This is a genomic window from Nocardioides sp. Leaf285 (assembly GCF_001422955.1).
GTDB classification, from domain to species: domain Bacteria; phylum Actinomycetota; class Actinomycetes; order Propionibacteriales; family Nocardioidaceae; genus Nocardioides; species Nocardioides kribbensis.
In genome coordinates this window covers 326640-346751 of record NZ_LMNH01000004.1, presented here as the reverse complement: position 1 = coordinate 346751, position 20112 = coordinate 326640, and the positions used below count along the sequence as shown (strand labels likewise).

The following is a 20112-nucleotide window of genomic DNA, read 5'->3' as shown; positions in this document are numbered from 1 at the left end:
GTCTCGCCAGCCGGCTGGTGAAACCCGCAGCCGCGCCCTCAGCCCTCGCCGCTGAGCATCGGCCGGGCCAGCTTGCGGCCGTGGTGGATCTGGGCCTTGACGGTGCCGAGCGGCAGGGCGAGCAGGCGGGCGATCTCGTCGTAGGGCAGGCCGTAGACGTCGCGGAGCAGGAGCGGCTCGACGTACTGCGGGTGCTCGCGCTCGAGGGTCTCCATCGCCTCGAGCAGGTCGAGGCGGGTGCCGGCGATGACGCTGGTGGTGCGCGGGTCGGGACGGTCGGCGAGCGGACCGCCGGCCTGCGGGTCGGCGGCGACGGCCTGGTTCTTCATCCGGCGGTAGGTGCTGCGGGCGCTGTTGACGGCCACCACGTGCATCCAGGTGGTGAAACGGCCGCGCCCGCCCCAGGAGCCGATCTTGGCGGCGATGTTGATCAGCGCCTCCTGGCAGGCGTCCTCGGCGTCGGAGGAGTAGGGCAGGACCCCGCGGCAGACGTTGAGCGCGCGCGGCCGCACGGCCGTGAGCAGGTCCTCCAGGGCGTCGCGGTCGCCGCCCTGGGCGCGCCGGGCGAGGTCGTCGATGTCGTCGGGGGTCAGCGCCCCCGGGGTGTCGGTGCTGTGCGTGCCGGGCATGTCCGACCTCCTTCCCCTCGTGGTGGCGCCCCAACCGGGGCCGACCGCTCCTATCATGCTCGCGTGTCCATGCCCTCGCGTCTCGGTCGTTACGCGGTGCGTCGACGCGTCGGCTCGGGCGGCTTCGCGACGGTCTGGCTGGCCTACGACGAGCAGCTCGACTCCCCGGTGGCGGTCAAGGTGCTGGCCGACAACTGGACCGAGGACCTCCAGGTGCGCCGCCGCTTCCTGGAGGAGGGCCGCTACCTGCGCCGCGTCGACTCCCCGCACGTCGTGCGCGTCTACGACGCCGGCGAGCTCGACGACGGCCGCCCGTACCTCGTCATGTCGTACGCCGACCAGGGCACGCTCGCCGACCGCCTCGAGGTGGAGGGCCTCACCGCCCGCCAGGCGCTGGAGGTCGTCCGCCAGGTCGGTCTCGGGCTGCAGGCGCTGCACGACCTCGACATCCTCCACCGCGACGTGAAGCCCGCCAACGTCCTGTTCCGCACCACCCGCGGCGGCCACGCCGGGCCGGCCCCGTCCGCCCCACCCGCCCCACCTGTCGGCCCGGACCCGCACCTGTCGGCCGACGCGTGGGCCGACAGGTGCGGGTTTCACCAGCCGGCCGGTGAAACCCGCGGCCCCGCCGACGCCACCGCCGCGAGCGGCGACGTGCAGGCCCTGCTGGGCGACCTGGGGCTGGGCAAGGCCCTCGACGTGTCGAGCCGGCTGACGATGGTGGCCGGGACGCCGTCCTACGTCGCACCCGAGCAGGCCCGCGCGGAGGCGCCCGACGCCCGCGCCGACCAGTACTCCCTGGGCGCGCTGGCCTACCTGCTGCTCACCGGCCGCCCCGCCCACGCCCACACCAGCCTCCAGGCGGCGGCCCACCCCGACGACCCGGCGCCGCTGTCGACCGAGGAGCGGCCGTTCCCGCCCGAGGTCGACGCCGTGGTGCGCCGCGCGCTCGCGGTCGACCGCGACGAGCGCTGGCCCGACGTCACGGCCTTCGTGGCCGCGCTCTCGGCGGCGCTCGACCCGCTGGTGGGCCGGCAGGGGTCGACGGGCTCGATCTCGCGGCCGTGGCTGCCCCTCGACCCCGAGCTGACCCAGCCCGGCGCGCGGCCCTCGGTGCACCAGCCGTCGGGGGAGCTGCCCGAGCCCTCCCCGCCCGCCCGGACCGCCCGGCCCACGCGCCGCCGCCGGGTCGCGGGTGCGCTCGTCGGCGCCGCCGCGGGCGTGCTGGCCCTCGGCGCCGGCGCCCTCGCGGGCTACGCCTGGGTCGACGGCCGGGCCCCCGAGCGGCTCACCGTCAGCGACGCCACCGGCCGCCTGGCCGTCGAGGTGCCGGCCGGCTGGGACGCCGCCGAGGCCGACGAGCCGTGGGCCGGCCCGGCGGGCGACGCGTCGTACGACGCCCTCTCCGTCGGCACCGACGCCTCCTGGACCGACCCCGACAGCGACGGGGAGGGGGTCTTCCTCGGCCTGATGGCCGGCGACGCCCTGCCGACCCTCATGCCCGGCCACGCGGAGTGCGAGAGCCCGCAGGAGCCGGTCACCAGCACCGTCGACGGCCGCCCCACCCGCACCGTCGTGCACACCGGCTGCCCCGGCGGGGTCACCGTGGAGCGGGTCGTGCGCGTCGCGGTCAACCGGCTGCTGTGGGTGCAGGTGCGCAGCGACACCACCGCCGAGGCCTACCGCGTGCTCGACAGCGTCCGCACCTACGGGCTCTGACCCGGGGCCCCGCCGCGCCCGGGTCGGGCCGGCCCGCGCCCACGCGTGAGGGCGCGGGGGCTGTGGCGTTCGCGGGGGTGGCGCGGACGTCATACGAGGGGTGGATGCGACTCCACCGGGCGCATGACGTCCCCTCCGGTGGGGCGCTGGGACGACGGCGAGGGCGGGTCTCAGGCGCGCGCGCCGGCGGTGACCTTCTCCAGCAGCGCGCTGAGCCCGTCGCGGTCCGACTCGCGACCGATCACGGCGATCGAGGCGTAGGCCGTGGGGTCGGCGGGGCCGGTGCCGATGAAGCGCTCGTAGCTGACGCGCTTGTAGCCGCCCTCGACGTAGGTGGAGACGAAGGTGTCGCGCGAGCGGTACTCCACGTCGAGGTCCTCCACCGCGGTCGCGCTCTCCAGGGCCGCGATCCGTGAGGTGAGGGCGCTCTCGATGCTCTGGTAGTCGTTGCCGATCAGCCGCACCCGCAGGAAGTAGGTGTACTTCACGTCGTCGGGCGGCCCGGGGAACCAGCGCCACTCGCCGGCCGCGGAGTCGCTGCGCACCCAGCCGTCGGGGATCGGCACCGACAGCGTGAAGGGGGCGGTGCCGACGACGACGCGCGTGGTGGGCAGGCCCCGCACCAGCGCGGGGTAGTCGGGGTCGGGGGAGATCTCGACCGGCGGGTCGGTGGGCACGGCCGGGGAGGCGGCGGCCACCGGCACGGGCGGGCCGAAGGCCGCGGGGGCGTCGCTGCGGGACCCCGCGAGCAGGCCGCCGGCGAGCGCGCCGACGACGGCCAGCGCCATCGCGACGAGCGCACCCCGGAGACCCATGGCGACACCGTAACCGCCCCGCGGCCCCCGGCGCCGTGAGGGTCTTTACCCGGCGGTTGCGGGTGGCCGGTCCCCTCCGGCCCCGGTCCGGGCCGCCCCGGGACCGCCCCGGGACCGCCCAGGGCCGCGCCGTACGGCGGGCCTGCGGCTCCGACCGGCGGTGACCACCGCCACAGGCCCGCAGCACCTCGGCGGTCGCAGCGCAGCCCCTGCACCGAGCGGGGGCCGCGCCTGCGCGGCCCCCGCGCGGTGCACCGCCGAGCCGCCCCGGCCCACCGCGACGGAGACGCCCGTCCACGCCTCGTCGCCGGTTCGGCGATGGGTGCGCGACGTCCCTACGGTTGGCGCCCATGAGCAGCCTCCTCGTGCGCAACGCCCGGATCGTGCCCGTTCGCGCGGCCGACCGCGGCACCGACCGGGCCCCCGACGCCCCCGTCGACGTGCTCGTCGAGCACGGCCGGGTCACGGCGGTCGGGCCGCGGCTGAGCGCGCCGACCACGGCGTACGACGAGCACCGCGAGGTCGACGCCGCGGGGCGCTGGGTGGCGCCGGGGCTGTGGGACCAGCACGTCCACCTGGCCCAGTGGACCCTCACCTCGGCGCGGCTCGACCTCACCGGGGCGCGCTCGCCGGAGCAGGCGACGGCGCTGGTGGCCGAGCGGGTGCGGGAGTACCCCGAGCTGCCCGTGATCGGCTGGGGCCACCGCTCGGCCGGCTGGGACCGCGAGGTCACCGTCTCCGAGCTCGACGCCGTCACCGCCGACACCCCGGTGGTGCTGATCTCCGGCGACGCCCACCACGCCTGGCTCAACACCACCGCGCTGCTGCACCTCGCGCTGCCGGTGCGCGACTCGGTGGTGCGCGAGGCGGAGTGGTTCCGCGCCTACGCGCGCCTGTCCTCGCTCATCGGCGACGACGGCACCTCGCCCGAGGCCTACCGCCGCACCCTCGACCACGCCGCCGCGCTGGGCATCGTCGGACTGGTCGACTACGAGTTCTCCGGCGGCGCCGCGGAGTGGGCCGAGCGCTGGTCGCACGGCTGCGACCTGCTGCGGCTGCGCATGTCGACCTACGCCGAGGGCCTCGACGACGTCATCGCCATGGGCCTGCGCACCGGCGACCCGCTGCCCGGCTGCGACGACCGCGCCACGATGGGGCCGCTGAAGATCATCAGCGACGGCTCCCTCAACACCCGCACCGCGTGGTGCTGCGAGCCCTACGGCGACGCCCACCGGCTGGAGTACCCCGCCGGGCAGCCCAACCTGTCGGGCGAGGAGCTGCGCGAGCTGCTGGCCCGCGCCCACGCCCACGGCCTCGAGGTCGCCACCCACGCCATCGGCGACGCCGCGTGCGCCGAGGCGCTCGAGGCCTACGCCCTGACCGGCGCCCGCGGCTCGATCGAGCACGCGCAGATGGTCAACCGCGCCGACGTGCGCCGCATGGCCGAGCTGGGCATCCGCGCCAGCGTGCAGCCCGCCCACCTGCTCGACGACCGCGACCTGACCGAGAAGATCTGGGGCGAGCGCTCCGCGCGCTGCTTCGCCTACCGCTGGATGCTCGACGACGGCGTCGAGCTGGCCCTCGGCTCCGACGCCCCGGTCTCGCCGCTGGACCCGTGGCTGGCCATGGCCGCCGCGGTGCACCGCAGCGCCGACGAGCGGGAGGCGTGGCACGGCGAGCAGGCGCTGACCCCGCAGGAGGTGCTCGCCGCCTCCGTCGACGGCCAGCCCACCGTCGGCGCCGGCTCCCGCGGCGACCTGGTGCTGCTCGACCGCGACCCGCTGGCCCCCAGCGACTCGCCCGCCGCGGCCGCGGCCCAGCTGCGCACCATGCCCGTCGCCGCGACGTACGTCGCCGGCCGCGAGGTCCACTCCACCCTCTGACCCGCTCCACCCTCTGACCCGGCCCGCCCCGGGTCCGGACCGGCCGGCGGCGACACGTGTTACTGACCGTTGCGACCTCTACCCGACCGTCACGACAGTCAGGAAGAGGTCGCAACGGTCAGTAAGTGGCGATCGGGGCCGCGGCTCAGTCCTGACCCAGCACGGCCAGCACCTCGGCGGCGACGGCCTCCTGCTCGGCGGCGAGCGGGTGGTAGGCGAGCGCCTCGTCCTCGAGCGTGGTGCGCCCGTTGATCCACGGGTCCTCGGCGCACAGGTCGTGGCCCTCGGTCGCGGCGAAGGCGTCGACGAAGTCGACCCCGGCGTCCTTCGCGGCGCCCTCGACGGCGGCGTCGAGGCGCTCGTTGAGGTCGCGGGCGTAGGGGTAGTCGCCGACCGCGAGGTCGATGCGGTCGGGGCAGGTGCCCTCGGCGGGCAGGATCTGGGGGTAGCCGACGGCCAGCACCCGGGCGTCGGGCGAGCGGTCGAGGACGCCGGTGAGCGCGGCGGCGAGCTGGCCGCGGATCTGGCGGAAGACGTTGTCCTTCACCAGGTCGGCGTCCTCGCAGGGCGAGCCCTCGGGGTCCTCGGCGGCGAGCTGGCCGCAGCGGCCGATGAGGGTGGCGAAGAGGTTGAAGTCGTTGCCGCCCATGCCGAGGGTCACCAGGTCGGTGTCCTCGGTGAGTGCGTCGAACTGCGCCGGCCGCGCCTGGCCGTCGAAGGTCTCCTGCACGCCGACCAGCGACGTGGTGGTGGCGCCGGAGCAGCTGACGTCGGTGAGCGCGGTGCCGTCGATGGCGGCTGCGATGAGGCTGGGGTAGTTGCCCGTGGAGCGCAGGCAGCCGTCCTGCGGGTCGGTCTCGGGCACGAGCGGCGCAGCGGTGTAGGAGTCGCCGAGGGCGACGTAGCGCGGGAAGTCGCCGCTGCCCTCGCCCGCGTCGGCGGTGGACCCGGGGCTGGTCGAGGGGCTGGTCGCGGGGGCGCTGGAGGAGGTCTCGGGGGAGGGCGCGGTGGCGTCGTCGGGCTCGTCGCCGCCCGAGGAGCTGCAGCCGGTGACGAGCAGCGCGCCGGCGGCCAGCGCGGCCGCGAGACGCAGCGTCGCGGGGCGGGCGGGGGCCGCGGCGCGGCGGGACGGGCGGGCCGAGGGGCGAGCGGTCATGGCGTCGACGGTACGGGCCCGGCGGGTCGCCCCACCCCACCCGGGGGTGTCGCGCTCAGGACGGCAGGAGTACGACGGAGTCATGAGCGACACCCCCGGCGGCCCCGAGCCGGTCGCCGACCCCGCACCGGCCCCGCCCCGCCCGACCGCGCCGCCGTCCCCGCCCACCGCCGCGCCCACCGCCGCGCCCACCGCCGCGCCCACCGCCGCGCCGACGGCCGCGCCCACCGACCCGCCCACCGACCCGCCCACCGACCCGTCCGCCGACCCGTCCGCGACCTCGTCGGCGGGCCCTCCGCGCGGCGAGGGGGAGGGCGGCGGCGGCGAGTCGCTGCTCACCGTCGTGGTCGCGCTCGTGGCCAACGCGCTGCTGGCGCTGGCCAAGTCGGTGGCGGCGGTGGTGACCGGCTCGGCGGCGATGGTGGCCGAGGCGGCGCACTCGTGGGCCGACACCGGCAACGAGGTCTTCCTGCTGGTGGCCGAGCGCTCCGGGGGCCGGCCCCGCGACGCCGAGCACCCGCGCGGCTACGGGCGCGCGACGTACGTCTGGTCGCTGGTGGCGGCCTTCGGGCTGTTCTCGGCGGGGGCGGTGGTGTCGGTCTGGCACGGCGTGACCCAGCTGGGCAGCACGGAGGAGGAGGCGTCGTTCGTCGTCAACTACGTCGTGCTCGGGGTGGCGCTGGTGCTGGAGGGCACGTCGTTCGTGCAGGCCTCGCGGCAGGTGGGCGGTGACGCCCGGCGCTGGGGCGTGCACCCGCTGCGCTACGTCGCCGAGACCTCCAACCCGACGCTGCGCGCGGTCTTCTTCGAGGACGCCTCGGCGCTGGTCGGCATCGTGCTGGCCGCCGCGGGCATCGGCCTGCACCAGCTCACCGGCGACCCGGTGTGGGACGCGCTGGCCTCGATCGCCATCGGCGTGCTGCTCGCGGTGGTCGCGGTCTTCCTGATGCGGCGCAACATGGCCTACCTCCTCGGCGAGGGCCTCGGCCCGCAGCTGCAGGCCCGGGTGCTGCGCAGCCTGCTGGCCCACCCCCAGATCGAGCGGATCACCTACCTCCACGTCGAGTACGTCGGCCCGCAGCGGCTCTTCGTGGTCGCCGCCGTCGACCTGGTCGGCGACGACGCGGAGTCGGCGCTCGCGGTGCGCCTGCGCGGCCTGGAGGCCGACGTCGAGCAGGACCCGATGATCGAGGACGCCGTGCTCACCCTCGCCCTGCCCGCCGAGGCCTCCCTGGCGCCCTGAGCCCCGGCGGCCGTAGCCCCGCAGCCCGCGGCCCGCGGCCCGCGGCCCGCGTCCTACTGACCGTTGCCACCTCTACCCGACAGTCATGACGGTCAGGCAGAGGGCTCAACGATCAGTAGGACGCCACCGGCGTACGACGACCGTCCGCCCCGGCGCAGCGGCACCGTGGCGGACGGTCGTGGGTGCGGGCGGGTGCCCGCCGTTCAGCGGCCGATCAGGTCCGACTCGGAGGTCGGACGCAGAGGTCGACTCAGAGGTCGATCGGGCGCAGCACGCGGTCGATGGCGTGGGCGACCTGCTTGTTGCCGCGGTTGACGTCGAGGGCGATGACGCGGGGGTCGCGGGCGTTGGTGTCCTGGTCCTCCAGGCGGACCTCGCCGCCCTTGACCCGTACGGTCCAGGTCGCGCCCAGCGCGGTGGTGGTGGGCTCGCCCTTCGAGGCGACGACCTTCTCCGAGACCAGCGTCTTGCCGGCGACCACGTGGTAGAGCAGGACGGCCTCGAGGGTGTCGACGTCGACCGCGGCGGCGACCTGGCGGAAGGTCTGGCGCTCGTTGCCGGGGCGCTCGCCGGTCAGCTTGAGCACGAGGTTGCGGAAGGCGGCGTCGGTGGGCAGGAAGGCGGTGGCGCGCTCCCCGCCCTGGGTGAGCAGACCGACGGGGCTCTCCGGCTTGGCCTTGAGCACGGCGAGCACGGCGCGCTCGAGGACGTCGAAGTCCTGCGACTTGTGGTCGAAGCGGTTGCCGTCGGCGGCCAGCACCTCGGCGAGGCTGGTCTCACCCTGCGGCTTGGCCGACGGGGCGGCGGAGGCCGGGGCCAGGGCGCCGGCGGCGAGGGTCGCGGCAGCGGCGGTGGCGGCGAGGGCGGTGGTGATCTTCTTCATGGGGTTTCTCTCCTGTGTGGGTGTTTCTCTGGCGGGTCGGTCCGAGTGGTGGTCTGGGTGGCCGGGCGGGCCGGGCGGGCCGGTCGGGCCCGGTCGGCGGCGCTCAGGCCCGGGTCGGGCCGGCGTAGGCGCCGCGCAGCGCGGAGGTGACGGAGTGGGCGGGGTCGCCGTCGTCGGGCTCGAGGCTGACGTCGACTGCGGCGTAGGCCGAGACGAGCCCGGCGGGCAGCTCGACGACAGCGGAGCCGTCGGGGCCGAGGGTGCCGAGCGGGAGCATCTTGTTGGTCGCGGGGTCGAGCAGCCACGCCTCGTAGAACTCCCCGCGCCGGGGCTCGGGCAGTCCGGAGGCGGTGATGGTGACGCGGGTGCCTCCGGGCACGTCGACCAGCTCCACCGCGCCGGCGGAGTCGCGGAAGCGGCGCTCGAGCGGGGCCAGGTCGGCTCCGACCGGCCGCGGCTCGGGACCGGTGCTCGGCCCGGTCGGCCCGCCGGTCGGACTGCCGCCAGGGCTGTCGTCAGGACTGTCGTCAGGGCTGCCGCTGGGGCCGGCCGAGGGGGTCTGCGGTGCGCCGCCCGCGGCGGGCAGGGAGCCGGTGGCGTCGGGCCCGGAGCCGGCGAGGGCCCAGCCCCCGGCGGCTCCCACGCCGGCCGCGACGACGGCGACCGCCGCGGCCAGCGCGAGCAGGGGCCGACGACCGCGGGGTCGCGACGACACCACGAGCGGGGGTGGCTCGGGCATCGAGGCGGTGCCACCCGCGGTCGCCGGCGTCCGGGGGGCCGGCCTGCCGCCCCGGGGTGGGCGGCCGGCGGGGCCGGCCGCGCCGGGGATGCCCCCGGCAGCTCGTCCACCGACCGCGCCGGCGCCACCGGCGCCCACGGCCCCGCCGGCCCCGCCAGCACCGCCGGCGGTGCCCGGCCGGGCGGTGAGGGTGCGGGCGGCCCGGGTCAGCAGGGCGTGGCCGACGGCCTGCTCGGCCAGCTCGGCGCGGCACTGCGGGCAACCGGCCAGGTGGTCGCCGACGGCGAGCACGCGGGCGTTGTCGAGCTCCGCGCGCAGCAGCGCCTGGAGGTCGGGGTGGTCCTCCCCGTCCGGAGGCGGGCCGGGGGTGCCGGGTCGTCCGGGGAGGTCGTGGCGGCGGGGGGTCATCGGTCGGCTCCGTCCGGGTCGTCGGTGCGCACGAGGTCGGCGAGGCGGCGCGAGGCGCGGGCGGCGCGGGCCTTGACGGTGCCCAGCGGCAGGTCGAGGTGGTCGGCGATCTCGCGCTGGGTGAGGCCCTCGAAGTAGGCGAGCTCGAGCACCTCGCGGTCGCGCTCGCCCAGTCGCGCCAGCGCGGCGTGCACGTCGGCGGCCTCGGCGTACCGCTCCGCGGTCTCGCGGCCGTCCTCGCCCACGAGGTCGCGGGCGTCCTCGACGGGCACGACGTCGTGGCGGCGGGTGCGCAGGGTGTCGACGGCGCGGCGGTGGGCGATCGTGAACAGCCACGAGCTGAGCCGCATGGTGGGCTCGTAGCGGTCGGCCTGGCGCCACACGTCCATGAGGGTGCGCTGCAGGACGTCCTCGGCGTCGTCGCCGACGAAGCGGCGCAGGTAGGCCAGCAGGCTGGGGCCGTAGGCGGAGTAGACCTCCTCGAGGGCGGTCTCCTCGCGGCGCGCGAGACGCGCGCCGACCGGCTCCTCCTCGAGCGCTCCGATGACCTCCATGCCTGTGCTTCGCCCGCCGGGGCCCCGGCGGTTGCACCTGGCCCGGGATACCCCCTAAAAGGATGAGGAGGGCCTCACCCCTGCGGCCGCGTCGGGCCGCCGTGGGGGCCCCTGCTCCTCGTGTTACTGACCGTTGCGACCTCTAGCTGACAGTCATGACGGTCAGGTAGAGGTCGGAACGGTCAGTAGGACGCCCCGCGCCCGCGCCCGCGCCCGCGCCCCGCGCCCGCGCCCGCGCCCCGCCCGTGCCTCAGCCCAGCGCGACGGTGAGGGCGAGCACGAAGTCGGGGTCCTCCAGGCGCTCGCCGTAGACCTCGCGCAGCTGGCCCATGCGGTAGCGCACGGTCTGCGGGTGCACGAAGAGCGCCTCGGCGACGTCCTCGCGCCGGCCCTGGTGCAGCAGCCAGGAGCGCAGCGTCTCGACCAGCTTCTCGGCGGTGGCCGGGCGCAGGTCGCCCAGCGGCGCGAGCACCTGGGCGCGCAGGTCCGCGCGGGCCGAGGCGTCGGCGCTGAGCACGAGGGCGGTGAGGTGGGCCTCGGTGTCGAGCTCCACGCCCAGGTCGCGGGCGCGCACGGCGCGGTCGTAGGAGGCGCGCACCTCCAGCCACGGCCGCGCCGGGCCGGCCAGCGCGCCGCGGTCGCCGAGCACGCGCAGCAGCGCCGCGCGGCGGTGGTCGTGGGCGTCGGGCACGAGCACGAGCGACTCGCGGTCGGCGCCGGGCCGCGCGGGAGGCTCGGGCACGACCAGGGTGCTGGCGGCCACCGCCGAGAGCACGGGCCGCAGCTGGGAGTCGGGCACCAGGACGGCGGTCAGCGTGGTGGGCGGCTCCCACTCGGCGCGCTGGGCGGCGTCGAGCACGGTCTCGACGGGGGTGTCGTCGTCGAGCAGGTGCTGGGCCAGCCGCTCCAGCAGCCGCTGGCGGGCGCGCCCGGCGGTGGTGACCTCGTCGGCGTGGCCGGCCACGCTGGCCGCGGAGAGCTCGTCGATGTAGGCGAAGACCAGCTCGGCGAAGGAGGCCACCGTCTCGGCCGGCATGCCGCTGCGCACGGCGGTGGCCGACATCTCGCGCCACGAGACGCGGGCCCCGATCCGGTAGGCCGCGAGCAGCGCGTCGGTCGAGCGGCCGCTGCGGGCCTCGCCGCGGCCGAGCTGGTAGGCGCCCTCGACCGACGGCGCGGCGGGGGTGCGGGGGTCGACGCCGCGCCGGCCGCTGGCCAGCGACAGGAAGCCGCCGAGGGCCAGCTGCACCGCGGTGCGGATGTTCTCGCCCATGGGGCCGCTGAGCGCGCCCTCGTAGCCGGGCACGTCGGCGATGATGGCGTCGACGACGCGGTCGGCCACGACCGCCAGCTCCGAGCGCATCTCGCTCACGGCACGCGCCGGCAGCTGGAGCCCGTGGCCCGCCGTACGACGGGTGATGCGGCGCACCATCCGACCCTCCCGTCCGACCGCACCCCCGACATGGACGCGGTTGCCGTCACAAACTGTCACCTGCGAACAAAACAGCCCGGTGACTTCACATCACCGGCACAGGACTTTAACGGCCTGGCGTAGGACAGTGGAACCCATGAGCGCCACTGTGTCCACCACCGCCGAGACGACGACCGAGGCCACCGCCCCGGCCGCCGCCGCGACGACGGCGAGCGCCGCCACCACCGCGCCGACCGGCCCGCGCCCGACCACCGGGCGTCCCTCGCTGCGCCAGCGCCTGCGCCGCGTCGCCGAGGCCGCGGTCACGCCGCTGGAGCTCGACGACGTCCTCGACGTCTTCCACCCGCTGCGCAAGGGCGCCGACCTGCGCGCCAAGGTCGTCGCGGTGCAGCCCGAGACCGCGCAGTCGGCCACCATCGTGCTCAAGCCCGGCCGCGACTGGGCCGGCCACGTGCCGGGGCAGTACCTCCGCGTGGGCGTCGACGTCGACGGCGTGCGCCTGTGGCGCACCTACTCGCTGACCCACGGCCCCCGCGCCGACGGCTGCATCTCGATCACCGTCAAGGCGATCCCCGACGGCGTCGTCTCCAACCACCTCGTGCACCACCTCACGCCCGGCCAGATGATCCACCTCGGCCAGGCCGACGGCGACTTCGTGCTGCCCGACCCGCTGCCGACCAAGCTGCTCATGGTCACCGCGGGCTCCGGCATCACCCCGGTCATCGGCATGCTGCGCAACATGTTCTCCCGCGCCACCCCGGTGCGCGCCGACATCGTGCTGCTGCACTCGGCGCTCTCGCGCTCGGAGGTCATCTTCGGCGACGAGTTGCGCCAGTACGCCGCGGAGGGCCGGCTGCGCCTCGTGGAGCTGCACACCGACCGCGACGGCATGCTCGACGTCGCCGACCCCACCACGGGGCTGGCCGCGCTCGTGCCCGACCTGGCCGAGCGCACGACGTACGCCTGCGGCCCGGTCGGCCTGCTCGACGCCCTCGAGGCCCACCACGGCGAGGCCGGTCTGCCGCTGCACATCGAGCGCTTCCGCACCGCGGTCGTGGCCACCGGCGAGGGCGGCACGCTGAGCTTCACCGGCCCCACCGGCGGCGGCACGGTCGTCGAGGCCGACGGCGCCACGACCATCCTCGACGCCGCCGAGTCGGCGGGCGTGCTGATGCCCAGCGGCTGCCGCATGGGCGTCTGCTTCGGCTGCGTCCTGCCGCTGCGCGAGGGCGCCGTGCGCGACCTGCGCAACGGCGAGCTGACCGTGGCCCAGCCCGGCGACGGCGTCAACATCCAGACCTGCATCAGCGCGGCCGCCGGGCCGTGCGAGATCACCCACTGAGTCGCTCGCCGACTCACCGCGACACCCCCTGACCTGCACCTGATCCGCCCGCTCGTCCCACCGAAGGAGCGCACCATGACCGTCATCACCAAGCAGCCCGTCAACCCGACCGCCCACCTCACCCCCGAGGACATCGAGGCCATCGGCGTGGAGCTCGACGCGATCCGTCAGAGCGTGCTCGACGACCGCGGCGCCAGCGACGCGGCCTACATCCGCAGGGTCGTCGACGTGCAGCGCAAGCTCGAGCTGGGCTCGCGCGCGGTGCTGCTGGCCTCGGTCTTCCCGCCGGCCTGGGTCGCCGGCACCGTCGGTCTCTCGATCGCCAAGATCCTGGAGAACATGGAGATCGGCCACAACGTCATGCACGGCCAGTGGGACTGGATGCGCGACCCGAAGATCCACTCCACCACCTGGGAGTGGGACAACGCCTCGACCGCCGAGGGCTGGAAGCACTCGCACAACGAGATCCACCACACCTACACCAACATCGTGGGCAAGGACAACGACCTCGGCTACGGCATCATGCGCGTCGACGAGGACCAGCGCTGGATCCCGATGTACCTCGCGCAGCCGCTGTGGAACTTCATCAACGCCTGCTTCTTCGAGTACGGCATCGCCGCCTACGACCTCGAGCTCGGCAAGAACCTGTCGATCCCGAAGGAGAAGCGCAGCGAGACCTTCAAGAAGAACGCCGCCAACACCCTGCGCAAGATCCGCAAGCAGGCCACCAAGGACTACGTGGTCAACCCGGCCCTGGCCCTGCCGACCGGCTCCTTCCTGCCGACCCTGGCCGCCAACTTCACCGCCAACCTCGTGCGCAACGTCTGGTCGCACTCGGTGATCATGTGCGGCCACTTCCCCGAGGGCGTCGAGACCTTCGAGAAGAAGTCGATCCCCGAGAACGAGACCCGCGGCGAGTGGTACCTGCGCCAGATGCTCGGCTCGGCCAACATCTCCGGCTCCAAGGCGATGCACCTGATGACCGGCAACCTGTCGCACCAGATCGAGCACCACCTCTTCCCCGACCTCCCCTCGAACCGCTACGCCGAGGTCGCGCCGCAGGTGAAGGCCCTCTTCGACAAGTACGAGCTGAACTACCACGAGGCCTCGCTGCCGGCCCAGGTCTACTCGGCCTGGCACAAGGTCGTGCGCCTCTCGCTGCCCAACGGCTTCCTCGAGACCACCACGGTCAAGAACGCCCCCGAGCAGCTCAAGACCCTGTGGGCCATGACCACCAAGGGCCCCAAGGTCCGCCGCGCCGCCCAGGCCCGCCTCACCCAGCAGGCCCGCCGCAAGCAGATGACGCAGGCCGCCTGAGCCACCCCGCCGGTGGTCGGGGGCGAGCGCCTCGCCCCGGGTATTGAGGAGCGAGCGCCTCGCCCCGGGTAATGAGGAGCGAGCGCCTCGCCCCGGTGGTTGAGGAGCGAGCGCCAGCGAGCGTCTCGAAACCACCGCACCAGCCGAGGACCCATCTCACCCCGTCGGGTGAGATGGGTCTTTAGCTTTCCTGGGCACGGTGGGGGTCTCCTTCGACCCCAGGGAGCACCCGTGTCGCGTGCGAGCCGCAGGATCACCGAGAACGCCCAGGAGCACCTCGAGCCCGGCGAGCAGGTGCAGGGAGCCTTCGCGGGGCAGACCGCGATCCGCTTCCAGGTCACCGACCGCTACCGCACGGTCGTCGCGACCGACCGGCGGCTGCTGATCTTCGACTCCGGCACGTTCTCCCAGACCTCGTGCACCACGCTCATGGCCGAGCTGCCGCGCGAGACCGCCGTCGGCCCACCGAGCGGGCTGCTGTGGCACCGCCTCGACCTGATCGGTGAGGTGCTCCACGTCCACCGCCGCTACTTCTCCGAGGTCGCGGCCATCGACGCCGCGGCGCCGTCGGCGTCGACCACCTGAGGCGCGCGGCCCCGCCTCTTACTGACCGTTGCGACCACTACCTGACCGTCGTGACGCCCGTCCAGAGGTCGCAACGGTCGGTAAGAAGCTGGGGGCGCCCTCACCCCAGCGGGAGGGTCGCCCAGGCGGTGACGACGTCGTCGGCGTCGACGAGCCGGTCGACGGCGGCGCGCAGGGGAGCGCCGACGCCGGGGCCGAGCAGGCCGTCGAGCTTGGCCACCAGGGCGGCGTCGTCGAGCGGGAAGTGGCGGGCGTCGCCGATGGGGTCGGGCTGGGCCAGGGCGAGGGTGCGGCCGTCGCGCAGCGCGACCTCGACCTCGCAGACCCGGCGGGCGGGCAGCCACCGGTCGAGGTCGGCGGAGACCTCGACGTGCACGCGGTCGCTGAAGGCCTCGGCCGCAGCGAAGGCGGGGGTGCCGGGCTCCATCGTCGCGGGCGTCACGGCCCCGCTGACCGCCGCGGTGGCCACGGCGAAGGGCAGCGAGAACATCGCGGCCAGCCGGTTGGCCGGGTGGCGCTGGAGCAGGGGAGCGGCCAGCGAGTGGATCACGACGCGTACGCCGAGCACCTCGCCCGCCTCCCACCCGCCCGGCGCGCCCGCGCCGGCCGCGGGGCCCGCGGCCGGGCCGGCCACGGCACTCCCGCCAGCGGCGGCGCCCGACGCCGAGCCCTCGCCCGCGGCGGCTCGCAGCGCGAGCACGAGGTCGATCGCGGCGTGGGTGTAGGAGCAGGCGGCGTGCTGCTTGAGGTAGCCCTCGGCGGCCAGCCACCGCGGGGCCACCCCGTCGTCAGCCCCGTCGTCAGTCCGGTCGCCAGCCTGGCCGTCCGCCCCGCGGCCCAGCCCGTCGAGCAGCAGGTCGGGGTCGAGCCCGCCGAGCAGGGCGAAGGCGGCCGCGGCGCCGCCGCGGTTGGCGACCAGCCCGGCCCGGGCGAGGTGCGCGGCCGACAGGCCGGCGAGGCCGGCCTGCCCGGCCCACAGGTTGCGGGTGACGTCGCCGGAGAGCACGGCCGACCACGGCGTGACGCCCATCAGCCCGGTGGCGGCGTCGACGGCGGCAGCGACCTGCCCGGTCGTGGCGCCGAGGATGCGGGCGGCGGCGTAGGCCGCGCCGGTAGCGCCCCAGTGGCCGTGGGTGTGCCAGACGGGGTCGCGCCGCACGGCGTGGCCGAAGCGCGCGGCGACCTCGTAACCCCCGGCGACCGCGGCCAGGAAGTCCCGTCCGCCCACGGGCCGGCCGGCCTGCTGCGCGGCGGCGAGCGCGGCGGGCACGACGTGGACGGCCGGGTGGCCGGCGGCGTGCTTGTTGCCCTCGTCGAGCTCCTGGGAGCAGGCCGCGGCCGCGGTGAGCAGCGCCGCGGTCTCCGGGGTGGTGCGCACGTTGCTGCCTGGCAGCGGGTGCGGTCCCGGCGCCAGCGGCCACGCCTCGAGCAGGGCGCGCAGCTCCGGGGTGCGCAGCCCCGCCGCCGCCACGCCCACCAGGTCGGTGAGCACCACGGGCAGTCGCGCCGCGACCGGGGCGGGCAGGTCGTCGTACGCGACGGTGACCGCGGCGACCAGATCGGCGATGGCGTCGCACGTGCGTTCCGCCAGTAGGAACGGCTCCGGATCGGTCATGCGCCCACCGTAGCGCGAGCTTGGGCTGCCAGAGCGGTGGAAAGCAGCCCCTTCACGGATCGGACCGTTCCGGTTAGAGTGACGTCTCGATCCCGAACGTTTCTTCCAGCGAAACGGATGCTGCGTGTCTGACTCCCACCCCCGCCCCGACGGCACACCCGCCGTCGACACCGCGGTCGACGCCGCCGTCGACACCACCGACGGGCCGCTCGCCGGCCTGCGCGTGCTCGACGTGTCGACGATCCTGGCCGGGCCGCTGTGCTGCCAGATCCTCGGCGACTACGGCGCCGAGGTGATCAAGGTCGAGCACCCCCGCGGCGGCGACAACATGCGCGGCCACGGGCGCAGCAAGGACGGCGTGCCGCTGTGGTGGAAGGAGATCAGCCGCAACAAGCGCACCGTCGCGGTCGACCTCAAGGCCCCCGGCGGCGCCGAGGTGCTGCGCCGGCTGGCCGCGAGCGCCGACGTGCTGGTCGAGAACTTCCGCCCCGGCACCCTCGAGCGCTGGGGCCTGGGCCCCGAGGTGCTCCACGCCGACAACCCCGGCCTGGTCCTCGCGCGGCTGACCGGCTTCGGGCAGGGCGGGCCCTACAGCAGCCGCGCCGGCTTCGGCACCCTGGCCGAGGCGATGAGCGGCTTCGCGGCCGCCACCGGCGAGGCCGACGGCCCGCCCACGCTGCCCGCCTTCGGCCTGGCCGACTCCATCTGCGGCATCGCCGCCTCCTCCGCGGTGCTCATGGCGCTGCGCCACCGCGACCGCACCGGCGAGGGCCAGGTCGTCGACCTCAGCATCCTCGAGCCGATCATGGCCGCGGTCGGCCCGGGCCCGACGGTCTACCAGCAGACCGGCGAGATCGCCCAGCGCCACGGCAACCGCTCCACCAACAACGCCCCCCGCAACACCTACCGCACCTCCGACGACCGCTGGGTCGCGATCTCCACCAGCGCCCAGCGCATCGCCGAGCGGGTCATGGAGCTGGTGGGCCACCCCGAGGTCATCGCCGAGCCGTGGTTCGCCACCGGCGGCGGGCGCGCGGAGCACGTCGACCTGCTCGACGAGCACGTCGGCTCCTGGATCGCCGCGCGCGACCGCGAGACCGTGCTGGCCGCCTTCACCGAGGCCGGCGCCGCGATCGCGCCGGTCTACGACTCCCGCGACCTCACCGAGGACCCCCACGTGCGCGAGACCGGGATGCTGCTCGAGGTGGACGACCCCGACCTCGGCCCCCTGCTCCAGCACAACGTCATGTGGCGCATGAGCGCCACCCCCGGGCGCATCCGCTTCACCGGCCGCGCCCTGGGCCACGACACCGACGCCGTGCTCGGCGAGCTCGGCTACGACGCCGAGGCCATCACCCGACTCAAGGAAGAGGAGGCCGTCCGGTGAGCGACACCCCGACGACCACCCCGCACACCCCCGCCGACCCCACCGCTGCCAGCACCCCGGCCACGCCGGTCGCCGCGCCGGCCAGCACCCCGGCACCCGCCCCGGTCGCCGGCGCCGACGACCTCCTGCGCGCCGTGCAGGGCGGGGTCGAGACGATCGACCTGGGCCGCCAGCTGCGCGTGGGCATGCCGCAGTCGCCCAACCACCCGCAGTTCTGGCACACCCTGCCGCGTCGCCACGGCGACATGGTGCGCTCCGACGGCAGCAGCGCCGCCAACGACATGATCACCACCGGCACCCACGTCGGCACCCACATCGACGCGCTGGCCCACGTCTCCTTCGACGGCAAGCTCCACGGCGGCGCCGACGCGGCCGCGGCCTGCGTCGGCGGCAAGTACGAGGAGCACGGCGTGCACACCATCGCCCCGATGCTGCGCCGCGGCGTGCTGCTCGACGTCGCGGGCCACCTCGGCCTCACCCACTGCGAGGGCGGCTACGAGATCACCGTCGCCGACCTCGAGGCCACCGCCGAGCGCGCCGGCGTCACCGTCGGCGCGGGCGACGTCGTGCTGATCCGCAGCGGCTGGGGCGCGCGCTTCGCCGAGGGCGCGGCGTACGTCGGGGGCGCCTCGGGCGTGCCCGGGGTCGGGGAGGCCGGCGCCGTGTGGCTGGCCGAGCGCGGGGTGCACGCCGCGGGCGCCGACACCATCGCCTTCGAGCGGCTCGCGCCGGGCGGCGGCCACGCGCTGCTGCCGGCCCACCGGGTGCTGCTGGTCGAGGCGGGCATCTACATCGTCGAGGCGCTCGACCTCGAGGGCCTGGCCGCGGCCGGGTGGGCGGAGTTCACGTTCGTCCTCGTCCCGATGAACATCTTCGGCGCCACCGGCTCCCCGGTGCGCCCCCTCGCGCTGCGCTCCAGCGACACCCAGACCCAGGACCAGACGCAGAGCGGAGCCGCCTCGTGAGCGACGCGACCCTGGCCCAGCAGCTCGGCGCCTTCGCCGAGGCCACGACCTTCGACGCCCTGCCCGAGGCCGTGGTCGACAGCGTGCGCAAGCGCGTGCTCGACACCGTCGGCATCGCGGTGGCCGCGGCCCCGCTGGAGACCAGCCGCGCGGCCCGCGCCTGGGCGCGCAGCCAGGGCGGCCACGCCGCGGCCTCGGCCGTGGGCGTGCCCGAGGGGCTGCCGGCCGGGCTGGCGGCGTTCGTCAACGGCGTGCTCGCCCACTCCCTCGACTACGACGACACCCACCTGCCCTCGGTGCTGCACCCCAGCGCCACGGTCGTGCCGGTCGCGCTGGCCGCGGCCGAGCGCGCGGGCGCGGGCGGGCAGGAGCTGGTGCGCGCGATCGCGCTGGGCCTGGAGACCTGCGTGCGCCTGGGCATGGCCGGCTACGACGAGGCGGCGAAGAACTCCACCTTCTTCGAGCACGGCCAGCACGCCACCTCCATCTGCGGCGCGATGGGCGGCGCGGTCGCTGCGACCGTCCTGGCCGGAGGCGGGGCCGACGCGGTGGTCGACAGCCTCGGGGTCGCGGCGTCCATGGCCTCGGGGATCATCGAGGCCAACCGCACCGGCGGCACGGTCAAGCGGCTGCACTGCGGCTGGGCTGCCCACGCCGCGGTCTCGGCCGCCGAGCTGGTCTCCTTCGGCCTGACCGGCCCGCCGACGGTGCTGGAGGGCCGCTTCGGCTTCTACCAGGCCTGGCTGCACGGGCGCTTCGACGCCGCCGCGGTCGTCGACGGCCTGGGGGAGACGTGGGCGGTGCCCGACATCTTCTTCAAGCCCTACCCCGCCAACCACTTCACCCACGCCGCGGTCGACGCCGCCGGGCGGCTGCGCGCTCGCGGCGTAGGGCCCGACGACGTGGAGCGGCTGGTGCTCGGGGTGCCGGCGCCCAACCTGCGCACGATCGGGGAGCCGATCGAGGTCAAGCGCACCCCCGAGACGGGCTACATGGCGCAGTTCTCTGGACCGTACGCCGTGGCCGTCGGCCTGCTCGGCGGCGCCGGGCTCGGCGCCGGCGTGGAGGACTACACCGACGAGCTGGCCCGCGACCCGCAGCGGCGTGCGCTGATGGCCAAGGTCGACGTGGTGCCCGACCAGCGCTGCACCGACATCTTCCCCACGCAGTTCCCCGCCGTGCTGACCGCCCACCTGGTCGACGGCCGCGAGCTGGTGGAGGAGGTCCTGACCACCCGCGGGGGGCCGCAGCGACCGCTGTCCTTCGAGGAGCTGGCCGCGAAGTTCCGCGCCAACGCCGGCCGCACGCTGGCCGACGACCAGGTCGACGCACTCGCCGAGGCGTGCGCCGCGCTGGAGACCTGCACCGACATCGGCGCGGTGCTCGCGCCGCTGACCTCGGTGGACCCCATGACCACGACCGACAGCACGAAGTGAAGGG

Annotated in this window: 17 protein-coding genes; 9 read left to right on the top strand and 8 right to left on the bottom strand. The window is 75.6% G+C overall.

Features of this window, described 5'->3' with window-relative positions:
• Positions 1–38: 38 nt before the first annotated feature.
• A complete protein-coding gene (locus ASF47_RS15920; protein WP_056864971.1) occupies positions 39–629 on the bottom strand; it encodes an RNA polymerase sigma factor in 591 nt (196 codons plus the stop codon).
• 69 nt (positions 630–698) lie between these two features.
• Between ASF47_RS15920 and ASF47_RS15915 the strand changes: the two genes are divergently transcribed.
• Positions 699–2348, top strand: a complete 1650-nt coding sequence (locus ASF47_RS15915) for a serine/threonine-protein kinase (RefSeq protein ID WP_235558803.1) — start codon at positions 699–701, stop codon at positions 2346–2348.
• A gap of 170 nt (positions 2349–2518) precedes the next feature.
• On the opposite strand, the gene ASF47_RS15910 is transcribed toward ASF47_RS15915, so the two are convergent.
• Positions 2519–3163, bottom strand: a complete 645-nt coding sequence (locus tag ASF47_RS15910; protein WP_056864969.1) for a hypothetical protein — start codon at positions 3161–3163, stop codon at positions 2519–2521.
• A 350-nt stretch (positions 3164–3513) separates the two neighbouring features.
• On the opposite strand from ASF47_RS15910, the gene ASF47_RS15905 reads away from it, so the two are divergent.
• Complete coding sequence (locus tag ASF47_RS15905; RefSeq protein WP_056864968.1) at positions 3514–5046, top strand: amidohydrolase; 1533 nt, start codon at positions 3514–3516, stop codon at positions 5044–5046.
• A gap of 145 nt (positions 5047–5191) precedes the next feature.
• Here the strand turns inward: ASF47_RS15905 and ASF47_RS15900 are convergent, their stop codons facing one another.
• Positions 5192–6202, bottom strand: coding sequence for an SGNH/GDSL hydrolase family protein (locus ASF47_RS15900; protein WP_056864967.1), 1011 nt, complete (start codon positions 6200–6202; stop codon positions 5192–5194).
• 82 nt (positions 6203–6284) lie between these two features.
• On the opposite strand from ASF47_RS15900, the gene ASF47_RS15895 reads away from it, so the two are divergent.
• The gene (locus ASF47_RS15895; RefSeq protein ID WP_082500406.1) at positions 6285–7445 is read left to right on the top strand and encodes a cation diffusion facilitator family transporter; all 1161 of its coding nucleotides are present in this window, start codon (positions 6285–6287) and stop codon (positions 7443–7445) included.
• A 250-nt stretch (positions 7446–7695) separates the two neighbouring features.
• On the opposite strand, the gene ASF47_RS15890 is transcribed toward ASF47_RS15895, so the two are convergent.
• The 4 genes from ASF47_RS15890 to ASF47_RS15875 form a co-directional block, all read right to left on the bottom strand.
• A complete protein-coding gene (locus tag ASF47_RS15890; protein WP_056864966.1) occupies positions 7696–8328 on the bottom strand; it encodes a fasciclin domain-containing protein in 633 nt (210 codons plus the stop codon).
• Positions 8329–8431: 103 nt separating this feature from the next.
• Complete coding sequence (locus tag ASF47_RS15885; protein WP_056864965.1) at positions 8432–9475, bottom strand: anti-sigma factor; 1044 nt, start codon at positions 9473–9475, stop codon at positions 8432–8434.
• Positions 9472–10029: an RNA polymerase sigma factor gene (locus tag ASF47_RS15880; protein ID WP_056864964.1), complete on the bottom strand. Its 558-nt coding sequence runs from the start codon at positions 10027–10029 to the stop codon at positions 9472–9474. Before ASF47_RS15880 ends, ASF47_RS15885 begins: the two co-directional genes overlap by 4 nt.
• 250 nt (positions 10030–10279) lie before the next feature.
• A complete protein-coding gene (locus ASF47_RS15875; protein ID WP_056864963.1) occupies positions 10280–11461 on the bottom strand; it encodes a PucR family transcriptional regulator in 1182 nt (393 codons plus the stop codon).
• 136 nt (positions 11462–11597) lie between these two features.
• Between ASF47_RS15875 and ASF47_RS15870 the strand changes: the two genes are divergently transcribed.
• From ASF47_RS15870 to ASF47_RS15860, 3 genes are all read left to right on the top strand, one after another.
• Positions 11598–12803 (top strand): ferredoxin reductase, encoded by a 1206-nt coding sequence (locus tag ASF47_RS15870; protein ID WP_082500405.1) that lies wholly within the window; start codon positions 11598–11600, stop codon positions 12801–12803.
• A gap of 75 nt (positions 12804–12878) precedes the next feature.
• A complete protein-coding gene (locus ASF47_RS15865) occupies positions 12879–14120 on the top strand; it encodes a fatty acid desaturase family protein (RefSeq protein ID WP_056864962.1) in 1242 nt (413 codons plus the stop codon).
• 231 nt (positions 14121–14351) lie between these two features.
• Complete coding sequence (locus ASF47_RS15860) at positions 14352–14705, top strand: hypothetical protein (RefSeq protein ID WP_056864961.1); 354 nt, start codon at positions 14352–14354, stop codon at positions 14703–14705.
• 100 nt (positions 14706–14805) lie between these two features.
• Here ASF47_RS15860 and ASF47_RS15855 read toward each other — a convergent pair whose 3' ends face one another.
• Positions 14806–16320, bottom strand: coding sequence for an MmgE/PrpD family protein (locus tag ASF47_RS15855; RefSeq protein ID WP_056864960.1), 1515 nt, complete (start codon positions 16318–16320; stop codon positions 14806–14808).
• A gap of 124 nt (positions 16321–16444) precedes the next feature.
• On the opposite strand from ASF47_RS15855, the gene ASF47_RS15850 reads away from it, so the two are divergent.
• From ASF47_RS15850 to ASF47_RS15840, 3 genes are read left to right on the top strand one after another with little or no spacing between them, the layout of a single operon-like run.
• Positions 16445–17707, top strand: coding sequence for a CoA transferase (locus ASF47_RS15850; RefSeq protein ID WP_082500404.1), 1263 nt, complete (start codon positions 16445–16447; stop codon positions 17705–17707).
• Complete coding sequence (locus ASF47_RS15845; protein WP_082500403.1) at positions 17704–18672, top strand: cyclase family protein; 969 nt, start codon at positions 17704–17706, stop codon at positions 18670–18672. The genes ASF47_RS15850 and ASF47_RS15845 overlap by 4 nt, the downstream gene beginning before the upstream one ends.
• Entirely contained in the window at positions 18669–20108 is a 1440-nt protein-coding gene (locus tag ASF47_RS15840) for an MmgE/PrpD family protein (protein ID WP_056864959.1), read from the top strand. Before ASF47_RS15845 ends, ASF47_RS15840 begins: the two co-directional genes overlap by 4 nt.
• Positions 20109–20112 lie beyond the last annotated feature (4 nt).

Coding starts and splice junctions, on each gene's coding strand:
- ASF47_RS15875 (WP_056864963.1), bottom strand. CDS start 11,461: ATGGTGCGCCGCATCACCCGTCGTACGGCGGGCCACGGGCTCCAGCTG.
- ASF47_RS15910 (WP_056864969.1), bottom strand. CDS start 3,163: ATGGGTCTCCGGGGTGCGCTCGTCGCGATGGCGCTGGCCGTCGTCGGC.
- ASF47_RS15900 (WP_056864967.1), bottom strand. CDS start 6,202: ATGACCGCTCGCCCCTCGGCCCGCCCGTCCCGCCGCGCCGCGGCCCCC.
- ASF47_RS15885 (WP_056864965.1), bottom strand. CDS start 9,475: ATGACCCCCCGCCGCCACGACCTCCCCGGACGACCCGGCACCCCCGGC.
- ASF47_RS15880 (WP_056864964.1), bottom strand. CDS start 10,029: ATGGAGGTCATCGGAGCGCTCGAGGAGGAGCCGGTCGGCGCGCGTCTC.
- ASF47_RS15870 (WP_082500405.1), top strand. CDS start 11,598: ATGAGCGCCACTGTGTCCACCACCGCCGAGACGACGACCGAGGCCACC.
- ASF47_RS15915 (WP_235558803.1), top strand. CDS start 699: ATGCCCTCGCGTCTCGGTCGTTACGCGGTGCGTCGACGCGTCGGCTCG.
- ASF47_RS15855 (WP_056864960.1), bottom strand. CDS start 16,320: ATGACCGATCCGGAGCCGTTCCTACTGGCGGAACGCACGTGCGACGCC.
- ASF47_RS15920 (WP_056864971.1), bottom strand. CDS start 629: ATGCCCGGCACGCACAGCACCGACACCCCGGGGGCGCTGACCCCCGAC.
- ASF47_RS15895 (WP_082500406.1), top strand. CDS start 6,285: ATGAGCGACACCCCCGGCGGCCCCGAGCCGGTCGCCGACCCCGCACCG.
- ASF47_RS15890 (WP_056864966.1), bottom strand. CDS start 8,328: ATGAAGAAGATCACCACCGCCCTCGCCGCCACCGCCGCTGCCGCGACC.
- ASF47_RS15905 (WP_056864968.1), top strand. CDS start 3,514: ATGAGCAGCCTCCTCGTGCGCAACGCCCGGATCGTGCCCGTTCGCGCG.
- ASF47_RS15865 (WP_056864962.1), top strand. CDS start 12,879: ATGACCGTCATCACCAAGCAGCCCGTCAACCCGACCGCCCACCTCACC.